9 protein-coding genes are annotated in these 13839 nt (G+C 62.3%); 1 reads left to right on the top strand and 8 read right to left on the bottom strand.

Going from position 1 to position 13839, the window contains the following annotated elements; translation table 11 throughout:
• Nucleotide 1 precedes the first annotated feature (1 nt).
• Nucleotides 2-307, bottom strand: coding sequence for a hypothetical protein (locus ACH79_RS24415; protein WP_371419266.1), 306 nt, complete (start codon nt 305-307; stop codon nt 2-4).
• 390 nt (nt 308-697) lie between these two features.
• A complete protein-coding gene (locus tag ACH79_RS24410; protein ID WP_161853291.1) occupies nt 698-3802 on the bottom strand; it encodes a DEAD/DEAH box helicase in 3105 nt (1034 codons plus the stop codon).
• A gap of 614 nt (nt 3803-4416) precedes the next feature.
• On the opposite strand from ACH79_RS24410, the gene ACH79_RS24405 reads away from it, so the two are divergent.
• On the top strand, nt 4417-5919 hold the full coding sequence (locus ACH79_RS24405) for an AMP nucleosidase (RefSeq protein WP_161853290.1): 1503 nt from the start codon (nt 4417-4419) through the stop codon (nt 5917-5919).
• Between the two features lie 15 nt (nt 5920-5934).
• On the opposite strand, the gene upp is transcribed toward ACH79_RS24405, so the two are convergent.
• From upp to hutI, 6 genes are all read right to left on the bottom strand, one after another.
• Complete coding sequence (gene upp, locus ACH79_RS24400; RefSeq protein WP_057857674.1) at nt 5935-6564, bottom strand: uracil phosphoribosyltransferase; 630 nt, start codon at nt 6562-6564, stop codon at nt 5935-5937.
• Between the two features lie 28 nt (nt 6565-6592).
• A complete protein-coding gene (locus tag ACH79_RS24395) occupies nt 6593-7759 on the bottom strand; it encodes a DUF1688 family protein (protein ID WP_161856529.1) in 1167 nt (388 codons plus the stop codon).
• Between the two features lie 92 nt (nt 7760-7851).
• Nucleotides 7852-9102, bottom strand: coding sequence for a GTP cyclohydrolase II (locus ACH79_RS24390; RefSeq protein ID WP_161853289.1), 1251 nt, complete (start codon nt 9100-9102; stop codon nt 7852-7854).
• 281 nt (nt 9103-9383) lie between these two features.
• Nucleotides 9384-11051, bottom strand: coding sequence for a urocanate hydratase (gene hutU, locus ACH79_RS24385; RefSeq protein WP_161853288.1), 1668 nt, complete (start codon nt 11049-11051; stop codon nt 9384-9386).
• The gene (hutH, locus tag ACH79_RS24380; RefSeq protein WP_161853287.1) at nt 11048-12625 is read right to left on the bottom strand and encodes a histidine ammonia-lyase; all 1578 of its coding nucleotides are present in this window, start codon (nt 12623-12625) and stop codon (nt 11048-11050) included. The genes hutU and hutH overlap by 4 nt, the downstream gene beginning before the upstream one ends.
• A complete protein-coding gene (gene hutI, locus ACH79_RS24375; protein WP_161853286.1) occupies nt 12622-13836 on the bottom strand; it encodes an imidazolonepropionase in 1215 nt (404 codons plus the stop codon). Before hutI ends, hutH begins: the two co-directional genes overlap by 4 nt.
• Nucleotides 13837-13839: the final 3 nt, after the last annotated feature.

Here is a 13839-nt window from a genome sequence, read left to right as displayed (position 1 = left end):
ATTACACGGCCGCAGTGAAAGCGGCGGTGATAGCGGCGATCCCGCCAGTCAGCGCCGTCGCGATCGCACCACCGGCTCCAGTACCAAACGCAGCAGTCACTGCGCCGATGATGCAGGCCGCGACGATAATGTACTCGAACGACACCACGCCGTCCTGGTCCGTGCGCAGACGCTTCAGGGCTTCCGTGGTCTTGACGTAGTATTTCAACATAGGAGAAATCCCTTCTTTCACGATGAATTTGCAGAACCGCTGGCAAGAAAAATTCCAGAAGCGTTGGCAGATGAAGCCATTGCCAACTTTTCCCACTCTAATGTTCGGCCAAAACGCTGTCACTTGCTGCGGCAGCGCTTTTCCGTAGTTACACGGAGCGATGCGGCTGGAAATTCCGAGGTACCTCCGCGATCCGCCGTTACGTTAACGATATTTGCGGCTGCGTTGTTGTCGAGGCTTCGAGCCAGATCGAGCCGGACGAAGCGAACCTCTTCGTCGCAGCCAGCACGCGGAAAAATGCTGCGTGAAGAACAATCGAAGCAGTTCAGCTGAACTCAACGGGAGGCAGGCTTGTGGAAGGCGCAAGGCTCGCCGCACAACTAAGGTCGGCGGGTTTTCGACTCGCGTTGGCCCGGAGCGGTCTGCGACGGATGAAAAGACCAGGATCAGTTGTCTCTGATGTCGAATGAACAGCCTTCGTCGCGATCACTCGTCCAGAACGTCGAGGAAGCCTTCCACCTTTCGAAGCGGTCCCTCGCGATCTTTGCTGATGTAGACGACCCGATCGCCGTCGCGTTGCAGGGATCTCGCCCTTGATTTGCCAAGTCTTCCCGGCAAGAACGTCGCGGCTACGGCATCCGCTCCGACATCGAGCCTTACGATTCCTCTTCGCCTGCAGTCGATCCTGAGCCTTGCTGCGGCAAAGAAATCGCGTGCCGCCGGTGGCAATTTGCCGAAACGACGGGAAGTCTCCTCCTCGAGGTCGTTCAACTCGTCTTCGCTTGGGCACCGCGCGGCACGGGCGTAGATTTCCAGCCGAACCGCCTCAGATTGCACGTAGCCTGCCGGCAACATGTCCGGGATCGGCAGGTTGAGATCGGGCACCCACAGGTCGGCTGCCCTGTCGTCTGCTTTCTCCGAGGCCAATTTCAGAAGGTGGCTATAGAGCACCGGTCCGAACACCTGGACATGGCCCGACTGCCGCTCGGAAAGCAGGTCGCCTGCCCCCCTGAGGTCCAGATCCCGCGCGCTGATGGCAAAACCCGCACCTGGTCTGTTGAACTCCTCCAAAACAGCCAATCGCTTCTCGGATCGTTCCGAGTCCGAATCGCTCAGCAAATACGCAAACGCGCGTATTCCGCCGCGTCCCACCCTTCCTCGGAGTTGATGGAGTTGTGCAAGACCGAATCTTTCGGGCCAACAGACCACGATCGTGTTTGCCCGCGGAATATCGAGACCGCTCTCGACGATGTTGGTCGCCAGCAGAACGTCCGCCGTGCCTTCCACGAAACTCATCATTCGGTCGTCTATCTCGTCGGCGGGCAACTTGCCGTGAAGACAGACGATGCGGAGATCCGGGGCCATCGACTGAACTCGCGCCAGCATCGGATCGAGATCCTGAATGCGCGGACAGATCAAGAAGCTTTGTCCATGGCGTCTTTGTTCGCGCAGCAATGCCGCGGCGATGGCCGCGTCCGAAAGCGGGGCGACCTTGGTGACGACCGGAAGTCGATGTACGGGCGGAGAGGCAATGACGCTGAGATCCCTGAAGCCGGCGAGACCTGCCGCGAGGGTCCGCGGGATCGGCGTGGCGCTCATCCAAAGGGCATGAATACTCTTGGCCAACCCGGAAAGTTTCGCCTTCTCTGCCGCTCCAAAATGCTGTTCCTCGTCGATGATGACCAGGCCGAGGTCGGCGAACTTCACGTCCTTCGAGGCGAGAGCCTGCGTTCCAACGACGACCTTCAATCTTCCGCTCTTCAGTCCCTCCTTCACCTCTCTTGTCTGCGCGCCGGAATCAGTCCGCGACAAGCTTCCCACTTCGATACCGAACGGAACGAAACGTTTGCGGAAAGTCGCGACATGCTGTCTTGCCAGGACCGTGGTCGGTACCGCGATCGCGACCTGCTTCCCTGACAACACCACGGCGGCCGCGGCTCGCAACGCCACCTCGGTCTTGCCGAACCCGACGTCGCCGCAAATGACCCTGTCCATGGGATGGCCCGACGCAAGATCATCCAAAACGTCCCGAATGGCCTTCGCCTGGTCGACCGTCGTGAAATAGGGAAAACGCGCGACGAACCTCTCATAGACGGGCCCCCGAGGCACAAGTTTCTGAGCTCGTCGGCGGCGTCGCTGGCTGATGTGTTTGGAGAGCTGCTTGCCAGCGATTTGGATTTCGCGCTCCGCCTCAGTACGCCGGCTCCACCACGTACTTCCATCCGCTTTGTCGAGAGTCAGCTCGCCGAGCTCCGACGCGTATGGCCAGATCATCGCGAGGTCGGCGGGCGGAACGAGTACCGCGTCATCCCCCGCAAATACGAGCCTGACCATTTCGCGCGACGACCCGCCCCCCGTTGCCACGGTCTGCAAGCCGTCGAGCAAGGCCAGTCCTCGCTGCAGATGAACGACCACCGTACCCTGCTCCGGCACATCTGCATGGTCGAAAGCCGCACTCCAGTTCCTGGCCAGGGGCTGCGGATGATGTGCCCTGCTGCCAAGCACATCGGAAGCAGTCACGACGACAAGAGGTTTCCGGCCAGGAAAGACAAAACCTCTGTCGAAGTCGGCCAGAAGCGCAGCTTCACGATTGCGTCCGGCCGTCGCCTGATCCCAGTCCGCAAAGCGCTCCGGCTTGATCCCGCTCATTCGCTCCATCGCGCGCAAGTCGTCCGCGTGCGCTGCGACGAAAACCAATCGCGAGCCGGCGCGTCGCGTCTCGTCGACGAATGCACGCAGCGCCTTCCTGGGTGATGCGACCTGCGAAAAGTCCGGTGTGGGAGCGAAGGATGCTTTTTGCGACAACACGTTCATACGTCTGGTCGCCTGCTTCCATTCGCGCCCCCCAAGGTATTCGTGCTCTCTGTCCGTGCGACCGGCCGCCTCTTCGATCGTGCCAAGCCAGCTATCAGCGTGCGCTGAAACCCCTGCATCCGCTATCCACTTGGCCCGCCCACAATAGTCGAACAGAGTTGAGCGCTTTCCTCGCACATTCCCGAACGCCAGCCGCTCCGACATCGGGTCGATGAGAAGTTCCTTCGTCTCGGAAACGATGTCATGTTCTATCGGGTCGAACGCCACGATCCGGCGTATCACCCCGCCGGAATGCTCTACTCTGAACGGTCCCAGTGCGCCGGCGGGAAAAATCTCGAATGTCTTCCCGTGAAACAGCGCGCCGCCGGGATAATCCGCCTCGTCATCGAGATCGTATCCGAGGGCCTCGAGCCGCGCCCGAAGATCTTGTTCGGAAAACGCGGCGCCCACCTTCAAACGGAGGATTACGCGGGACCAACTCGCCGGCGTAGGCAGGCGCTCCATCACAGCCTCAGCCGTGGACACAAGCAAGATTGGCTTCTCGGGCTTGGCAAGACGCCTCAAGACCGAGCTTCGTCTACCCGCGATTTCGTGCGACGGCTCCAGCTGATCGAACGGCAACGTATTCAGTCTCGGAAAGACCAGCACATCGCACGAGGGGGCGAGGGCATGGATGACGGCGCCCAGCCGCTCGGCCCTATGGTCGCTTTCAGCAAGAAAGACGACGCCTTTGCGACCCGACTTCCTCCACTGCGCGAGCAGATGGAGGGCCGCCATGCCCAGGGACGATGAAGAAGAGATCGCAGTTCGCGATAGAGAACTTTTTCGCTTCGTTGCCTTGCTGGCAACGCGCGCTTTGCTGGAACGACCCACGTTGAATCCGTCGTTGATTCGCGACCAGCCGATGCTGATGGCGCGTATTGCTTCGAACAGACGCGCTCCGATGCGGGAGCTACGCCCAAGGCTGCGTACATATGCGAATTTGGTCACGAACGCACGTTTCCAATCCAATCATTCCGCAAAACATCGCTTGGGAGCGGAGGCGTCTCGTCTCCCTGCTCCGCCGGACAGAACGCGGTCATCAGCGTCGCTGCGCTTCGGTTCGCCATTCCGATCCTGATGTTGTGACTGTGGCAGTTCAGGTGGCTTCTTTGGCAACAGACCAGGCCCCCGCTCAGATAAGATGCGAAGTCCGAGATCGTTCACGGCGGCGCCAACCTGTTACCCGTAATTCTGCGACGCAAAGGCGGAAGCAGGGCCGCCGTCGCGTCTGGCCAGGGCATTTTCTGGACGAAAACCGGCAGGCGAGCCTGCTTTGGACCAAACAGGTTCCTGACCGGACCGACCCGTCAAGCCTCCCCATGGGGCGTCCAGGATACTATGTTAGGGCCATGAAGAATCACGGCCAGTCCCAAGCCATCGGTTCAATCGCCACGCCAGAGCCCTTCCCGCGGCAAAGCTTCGACGACGCGCGGGAGGCGGTCGCGGCCTTGCGATCGATTTATGCGAGAAACACTTCGTTCCTGCGCGACTCCTTCGCTGCGCTCGCGGCTGGTGCCGACAGTAACCGGCGCTACCGGGCCTTCTATCCAGAAGTCAGCGTCACCACGAACTCGTATACGCAGATCGATTCCCGTCAAGCCTATGGCCATATGCCAACGCCCGGGCACTTCTCAACCACAATCACCCAGCCGGACCTGTTCGAAACCTATCTCGTCGAGCAGCTTGATCTCATCATGCACAATCATGGCGTTCCGGTCGTCGTATCGGAATCGGATACGCCGATCCCGCTGCATTTTGCTTTTCTCGAAGGCACGTATGTTGACGGCAGCGCCGCCAAGCACATCAAGCGGCCGCTCCGGGACCTGTTCGACGTTCCCGACCTTGACGGAACTGACGATCAGATTGCCAACGGCACGTATGAAGCGCCGGTCGGCCGGCCGCGGCCGCTTGCGCAATTCACGGCACAGCGTGTCGACTATTCGCTGCATCGCCTGACGCACTACACGGCCACCAGCCCCCAGCACTTCCAGAATTTCGTACTTTTCACCAACTACCAATTCTACATCGATGAATTCTGTGCGCGCGCCAGGGACCGAATGGCAAAGGGCGGCGGCGGCTATACCGAATTCGTCGAGCCGGGCAACGTCATCACCTACCCCGGCGAACAGCGGCTGGATGCCGGCGCACTGGCACTACGTCTGCCGCAGATGCCGGCGTATCATTTGAAGAAGCCAGACTATGGCGGCATTACCATGGTCAACATCGGCGTCGGGCCGGCAAACGCCAAGACGATCACCGACCACATCGCCGTGCTGAGACCGCATGCGTGGCTGATGCTCGGACACTGCGCCGGACTGCGCGACACGCAGGCGCTGGGCGATTACGTGCTGGCTCACGCTTACGTGCGCGAGGACCATGTTCTCGACGACGATCTCCCGTTGTGGGTCCCTATTCCTGCGCTCGCCGAAATCCAGGTCGCGCTCGAGGAAGCCGTGGCGGAAGTTACGGGACTTTCCGGATACGACCTGAAGCGCATCATGCGCACCGGCACCGTTGCCTCCATCGATAACCGCAACTGGGAACTGCGCGACCGGCGTGGTCCGGTGCAACGGCTATCGCAGTCGCGGGCGATCGCGCTTGATATGGAATCGGCGACGATCGCAGCCAACGGGTTTCGCTTTCGCGTGCCCTACGGAACCTTGTTATGCGTGTCAGACAAGCCCTTGCACGGAGAACTGAAGCTGCCCGGCATGGCCACCGAATTCTACAAGCGGCAGGTCGGCCAGCATTTGACGATCGGAATCAGGGCGTTGGAGAAGCTGGCGGACATGCCGCTCGAGCGGCTACATTCGCGCAAGCTTCGAAACTTCTCGGAAACGGCTTTCCAGTAAGCCGCAACCTGCCAGCTATCGCGTCCCGTAAGCGCGATCCCCGGCATCGCCGAGGCCGGGCAAAATAAAGGCATTCGCGTCCAACCCCTCGTCGATACCGGCGGTCCACAACCGCACGTCGGGATGCAGGCCACGGAAGCGCTCCACCCCCTCCGGCGCGGCAAGCAGACATACCAACCGGATATCCTTCGCACCGCGTTCCTTCAGCCTGTCCACCGCCGCCACAGCCGTGTTTGCGGTTGCAAGAACCGGCGAGACAACGATGGCGAGCCGCTCGTGAAGATCGGACGGCGATTTGAAGAAATATTCGACCGCCACGAATGTCTGCGGTTCGCGGTAGAGGCCGATATGCGCGACGCGGGCGGTCGGAACGAGGTCCAGCATGCCGTCGACAAAGGTCACCCCTGCCCGCAATACCGGCACGAAAACCAGTTTCTTTCCCGCGATCTTGGCGGAGTGCATGCGTGCAAGAGGTGTTTCGACCTCCACATCGGTCAACGGCAGATCGCGCGTCACCTCATAGCAGAGCAGCATCCCGATCTCCTTGAGGAGTTCGCGAAAGGACTTGGTCGAAATCGTCTTGTCCCGGATCAGCGTAAGCTTGTGTTGGACCAGCGGGTGATCCACGATCGTAACGCCTTCCATGCTCTTGCCCTCTTGCGAATAATCGCGCTTAGAAAACCGTACCGTCGCTGACGACCTTGACAGGCGGCGAACCGTCGGGCCGGCGTTCGAACGCCATCGCCCTTCCCGCCGCCCAGGTGCCGCCTTCCAGAATCTTAGCCAGTGGAAGCGAGACGGCATCAAGACCTACGCGTTGCCGCAGCAGATCCGCCAGCCCGTCCAGCAGCGCAACCGTCAACGCCCTCCACTCGACCACGAGCGGAGACGCGACATCGTGTTCGCGTTGCGCGTCCACGGGGTCGCGGAACTGCAGCACCCCGGCGTCGACAAACAATCCGCCATTGCGGTATTCCGCAAGGCCCGTCAGGCCGTCGATGTCGGTCACCCGCAGCCCCGCCCGCTGCATCGGCTCGATCAGCGAATACGACAACCACTGCGACAGCTTGTGCAGCGGCACCAGCTCGCTGGTCGCATCCTCGGTCTTGAGCGCCGGATGACGCCAGCAATCTCCCAACGCAATTCCGCCAAGCGCTATCCGCGACGGCCAGATCGACCCCAGCTGGCGCAACAGCTCCGACAAGATCGTCGGGGCCTCGATCGCCCCCTGCTCGGCCACCCCCGTGAGGTGATCGAACAATCCGCCGGGCCGGGCGGTGTCGTTGCGGGCGAAAACCTGCGGCGCTGCCGATACCTGTTCGCCCAGCCGGCGAAGAAGGCCGGCACGACCATCGAGGCCAACCAGCGCATTGTCGTCCGCAATCTGAAAGCCGGTCTCCAGATCGGCAACGGTCAGCCGCTGAAGGACAGCGGCATCGGCCCGCAGCGGTTCGTCGACCTTTGCCGAGAAGATTCCGCGCGCAAACATATCCAGACTGGCAAGCGCCAGCCCCTCCGAACGGCCAATGCTTGTGCCTGTCAAGGGATCACGATAGCGCCACGACGGACCTGCTCCGGCGTCGAGAAGCACGCTGATGATGGCGAGGTCGAATTCGGCGCGGGCGCGCTCGTTGCCGTTGCGCCATTCCCTCGCATCGGCGAGCGCCGTCCAGCGATCGACGCCGCCAACGACGAAATGGCGCCAGCGCGAATGAAAGGGCACGTCGAACGTCGGATAGGCCGTGCGCGTTGCCGCAAGCACGAGATCAACCGCGTTGTCGAGCCGGCCCAAGTTCACTCGGAAATGCCGAAGCTGGTCGTTCAAGCCGATTTCCAGCATCCTGTGGGCGCGAGCGCGCACCGCTTGCGCACTCAAAAGAGAAAAGGCATCTGCGGTCGTGTCTGCGGTCACGATCAAAGGTCCGGCCCGCCCTAGTATTTTTCGAGCGGTCGGCCGGAGGCGATCAGGTCCTCAGGCTTCTGGTCAGGCGAAAAATATCCAGCGGCCTTCTTGGCTGCGATCTCCACATGGGCGTCGGCCGGAATCATGTCGTCGGGAATGGCGACGCGCTCGACAATATCGATGCCCTGTCCCGTCAATGCGTCATACTTCATGTCGCTCATCGAGATGAAGCGGTCGATCCGCTTCAATCCCAGCCAGTGAATGACATCCGGCATCAATTGCTGGAAGCGCGCATCCTGAACCCCGGCAACGCATTCCGTTCGTTCGAAATAGGCGGCTGCATCGTCGCCTGCTTCCTGACGCTTGCGCGCGTTGTAGACCAGAAACTTCGTGACCTCGCCGAGCGCCCGACCTTCCTTGCGGTTGTAGACGATGACGCCCAAACCGCCGGCTTGTCCGGCGCGCGCGCATTCCTCGATGCCATGGATGAGATAAGGACGGCAGGTGCAGATATCGGAGCCGAAGACGTCCGAGCCGTTGCACTCGTCATGGACCCGGCAGGTGATCTTGGTCCGATGGTCCGGAAGCTTCGTGACGTCGCCGAACAGATAGACGGTCGTTCCGCCGATCGGCGGAAGGAAGACCTGCAAATCGGGGCGCGTGACAAGCTCGGGAAACATGCCGGCCGTCTGCTCGAACAGCGCGCGGCGCAGATTGGTCACGCTCGTGCCGAAGCGCTGCGCGATCCCCGGCAGATACCATACCGGATCGATCGCGATCTTGACGACGGAGACCGAACCGCTGGCGTGAACGAACTCGCCATCGGGCTCCAAGCGCTTGGCCGCCAGAGCCGCCTGAATTTCGGGCAAATCAAGACGAGCGCGCGTGATCGCGATGCTCGGCCTGATATCGATGCCCTCAGCGATTTCGGAGCGGAAGTTCTCGGCGACGAGATGTCCCCATGGGTCAAGGGCAACAATGCGCTCCGGATCGATCCATTGCGAGAACGGCCCAACGGTCGCGGCCGGGTGTGTGTTGGTCAGATCAGGGCGACGGATCGGGTCCAGCGTGCCGGAAGATACGGCAAGCGCGCGGTAAACCGCATAGGAACCGCCATGGGTGCCAATCACGTTACGATCCTGCGGACGCGATACCGTCCCGATGATCGGACCACGTTCGCGCGCGGTCGGCGCGCCCCACACGATCGGGAATTCATGCGTCGCACCCGGCACCGGATGCGATGTCAGGCGGATATGGTCGGTACGATTGGACTGGCTCATCTTTCGGTAGTCCCAAAACGGCAACGGCCCGCCTGAATGACGGGCCTGACCGGAGAACCAACTAAATTTGCGCGGGTCACTGACCCATACTGCATTATATAGGTAAGTTGCGCGAATACACAACAATCAAGAGAGGTAAATCCGCCCGCCGGACCAGGGCCGTCGGCTGACCGGAATCCACGGCTGAAGGACGCCAAAGGGTAAATCACCGGTATCAACGCTTGATCACTTTTTAGGGTAATCAACGACGCTGGCGACGCACGCGCCGATCCGGTGCACTATTACGTCAGACTCGGCAGATCGAGCCCGTTGGCGCGGGCACATGCGACAGCACTTTCATAGCCCGCGTCGGCATGGCGCATGACGCCGGTCGCCGGATCGTTCCACAACACACGTTCGAGACGGCGCGCAGCCTCGGGCGTTCCGTCGGCGACGATGACCATGCCGGCGTGCTGCGAATAGCCGATCCCGACGCCCCCGCCATGGTGCAGCGAGACCCAGGTGGCGCCGCTGGCACAATTGAGCAGCGCATTGAGCAGCGGCCAGTCGGACACCGCATCCGAACCGTCGCGCATCGCTTCGGTTTCGCGGTTCGGGCTTGCAACCGAGCCACTGTCGAGATGATCACGGCCGATGACGATCGGCGCTTTCAACTCGCCCTTCGCCACCATTTCGTTGAACGCCATGCCGAGCCGATGGCGATCACCAAGGCCGACCCAGCAGATCCGCGCCGGCAGCCCCTGAAACTTGATCCGTGCTTTCGCCATGTCGAGCCAATTGTGCAGATGCTTGTCGTCAGGCATCAGCTCCTTCACCTTGGCATCAGTGCGGAAGATATCCTCGGGATCGCCCGAGAGTGCCGCCCACCGGAACGGGCCGACGCCGCGGCAGAACAGCGGACGGATGTAGGCCGGAACGAAGCCGGGGAAATCGAACGCGTTTTTCAGTCCCATGTCCTTCGCCATCTGGCGAATGTTGTTGCCATAGTCGAGCGTGGGAATGCCCTGCGCGTGGAAATCCAGCATGGCCTGGACGTGGCCGACCATGGAGGTCTTGGCCGCCGCTTCAACCGCTTTCGGATCGTCGCTGCGTTTCGCCTCCCACTCGGCGAGCGTCCATCCCTTCGGTAGATAGCCGTTGATCGGATCGTGCGCGCTGGTCTGATCGGTGACGATGTCCGGTCTGACGCCGCGGCGCACCAGCTCGGGAAAAATATCGGCGGCATTGCCGAGCAGGCCGACAGAGACCGCGTTCTTGCTTTGCGCCGCTTCCGCCATGATCGTGAGCGCCTCGTCGAGCGAACTTGCCTGCCGGTCGAGGTAACCCGTGCGCAAGCGCATCTCGATGCGGCTCGGCTGGCATTCGATCGCGAGCATCGACGCCCCGGCCATGGTCGCGGCAAGCGGCTGGGCGCCGCCCATCCCGCCGAGACCTGCCGTCAATATCCACTTGCCCGCGAGGTTGCCGCCGTAGTGACGTCGCCCGACCTCGACAAAGGTTTCATACGTCCCCTGCACGATGCCCTGGCTGCCGATGTAGATCCACGAGCCGGCCGTCATCTGGCCGAACATCATCAGCCCGGCCTTGTCGAGCTCATTGAAGTGATCGAGCGTTGCCCAGTGCGGCACCAAATTCGAGTTCGCGATCAGCACGCGCGGCGCATCGGCATGGGTGCGGAAAATTCCGACCGGCTTGCCCGACTGAACGACTAGCGTCTGGTCGCTCTCGAGCTTGCGCAGCGAGGCAACGATCCGATCGAAACTTTCCCAATCGCGGGCGGCACGCCCGATCCCGCCATAGACGACAAGTTCGCTCGGACGTTCGGCAACGTCGGGATCAAGATTATTCATCAGCATTCGGAGCGGCGCTTCCGTCAGCCAGCTCTTGGCGCTGATTTCAGAGCCGTGGGGCGCCCGGATCGTGCGGTCGTTGTCCAGTCGGCGGTTCATGGCAAATGGCCTCTCTCGGCAAGGATTGGAAACGGGTTCTGTTCGAGGACCGACATCGCGGCCATCGGCAATGCACCGGATGCAACCAGCGCCGTTGCCTTGGCGAGATCGTCGGCCATGTAGCGATCGCTACCCAGCGCCGGCACCTGTTCGCGCAACGCTGCAATGACAGCCGCAAGGGCGGGACTGGTCGAATGCGGTGCGCGCAGGGTGATGCCCTGCGCTGCAACCAGCAGTTCGATGCCGAGGATAGTGGCAAGATTGTCCGCCATGTCGGACAAGCGGCGCGCGGCGTGCGCGGCCATTGACACATGGTCTTCCTGGTTGGCGCTGGTCGGCGTCGAATCGATCGAACAGGCGGCGGCGCGTTGCTTGTTCTCGGCGTAGAGCGCGGCCGCCGTCACTTCGGCGATCATGAAGCCGGAGTTGAGGCCGGGATCGGGAGTGAGGAACGGCGGCAGGCCGAAATTGAGCGCGGGATCGACGAGGGTCGCGATGCGCCGCTCGCTGATCGCGCCGATCTCGGACAGCGCCAATGCGATCTGATCGGCGGCAAACGCGACCGGCTCCGCGTGAAAATTGCCGCCCGAGACGATCTCTCCGGTGTCGACCAGGACCAGCGGATTATCCGTGACGGCGTTGGCTTCGATCGCCAACGTGCGAGCGGCTTGCGTGAGCAGATCAAGCGCGGCGCCGGCCACCTGGGGTTGGCAGCGCAGGCAATAGGGATCCTGCACGCGCTCATCGCCTTCGAGGTGCGACATGCGGATATCACTGCCTTCAAGCAATGCCATCAGAGTGGCGGCTGCCGCGATTTGTCCGGCATGCTCCCGCAGTTGCTGGATTTCCGGGCGAAACGGCGCCGTCGAAGCCATTGCCGCATCGACCGACAAGGCGCCTGTCGCAAGCGCCGCGCAAGCCAGGCCATGGGCGCGCAGCAATCCGGAAATGGCATAAGCGGTGGAAAACTGCGTGCCGTTGATCAGAGCAAGGCCTTCCTTCGGCCCGAGCGTGATCGGCGTGAGATTGGCGGCGGCCAGCGCCTCGCGCGCCGGCACAACGCTTCCGCCGACCAGCGCCTGCCCCTCGCCGATCATGACGGCGGTCATATGTGCGAGCGGCGCCAGATCGCCGGACGCTCCGACCGATCCCTGCTGCGGCACCAGCGGACAAATGCCTCGCGCCAGCATGGCCTGAAGCTGCTCGATGATTTCGCGGCGCACGCCTGAAGCGCCTCGCCCCAGCGAGACGACCTTGAGCGCCATCATCAACCGGACGATCGGCTCGGGCGTCGGCGGCCCTACCCCGCAGCAATGCGACACAATGAGATTGTGCTGCAGCAGCGCCGTCTGGTCGGCCGCGATCCGTTTCGACGCCAGTTTTCCGAATCCGGTATTAATGCCGTAGACGGGTGCTTCCGCGCGCGCAGCCGCGGCAACGATCGAAGATGCAGCTTCAACGCGCGGCCAGAAGGATGGATCGAGCACGACCGGAGCACCGGCAAGGACCTGCGCCAGATCGTCGAGGCTGACCCTTCCAGGCGAAACCACAATGGAGGAGTCGGGGTGGCTCACTGTCCCCTCCACACCCGGCTGTGCAACGGATTGAAACCCATCCGGTAAATGAGCTCGGCCGGCCGCTCGATATCCCAGATCGCGAGATCGCACCACTTGCCGGCCTGGAGCGTACCGGTCTCGCCGAGAATGCCGAGCGCGCGCGCACCTTCCCGCGTTACGCCGGTGAGGCATTCGGCAACGGTCATTCGGAACAGGGTCGCGGCCATATTCATGGCCAGCAGCAGCGATGTCAGCGGCGAGCTGCCGGGATTGCAGTCGGTGGCAAGCGCCATCTTCACGCCGTGGGTGCGGAACAGTTGGACCGGCGGCTTTTTCGTCTCGCGAATGAAATAGAATGCGCCCGGCAGCAGGACGGCCACCGTCCCTGCCCGCGCCATGGCGGCAACGCCGGCCTCGTCCGTGTGCTCCAGATGATCGGCGGATAAAGCGGAAAATTCCGCGGCAAGCGCGGCTCCCCCGAGGTTCGACAGTTGATCCGCGTGCAGCTTGACCGGCAATCCGAGCGCCTTGGCCGCGCGGAACACCCGCGTCGTTTGCTCTCCCGAGAACGCAATGCCTTCCATGAAGGCATCAACCGCGTCGGCCAATCCGGCCTGCGCCACTGCCGGCAACATCTCGCGGCAGACAAGGTCGATGTATCGGTCCTTGTCGCCATCAGCTTCCGGCGGCAGCGCGTGCGCGCCAAGAAACGATGTCTTGATGGCGACCGGCCGCTTGTCTCCCAGCGCCCGCGCTGCCGACAGTTGGCGCATCTCGGTTTCCGTATTGAGGCCATAGCCGGATTTGATCTCCAGCGTCGTCACGCCCTCGCCAATCAGGGCGTCGAGCCTTGGCAACGCGCCGGCCACAAGCTCGGCCTCGCTGGACGCCCGCGTTGCCGCGACCGTCGAGACAATGCCGCCCCCGGCACGCGCGATTTCTTCGTAGCTTGCACCCTGCAGTCGCAACTCGAACTCATGCGCACGGTTTCCGCCAAACACCAGATGGGTGTGACAATCCACCAGTCCCGGCGTGATCCAGCGCCCGGCGCAATCAATCCGTTCATTCGCGTCGACGTCCAATGCAAGGTCGGAACGATTGCCTGCGAAGGCGATGCGGCCGCCGCGCGCGGCGACCACGCCGTCCTCGATCACACCGAGCCCGGGCAGATCCTCCCGGACCGTGGCGAGCCGGGCGTTAAGCCAGATTCGATCGAAGCGCTCGGCCATGCA

The sequence above is a fragment of the Bradyrhizobium sp. CCBAU 051011 genome, from assembly GCF_009930815.1.
Lineage (GTDB): Bacteria > Pseudomonadota > Alphaproteobacteria > Rhizobiales > Xanthobacteraceae > Bradyrhizobium.
The sequence above is the reverse complement of the archived record's forward strand: the minus strand, read 5'-3'. Positions and strand labels throughout refer to the sequence as shown.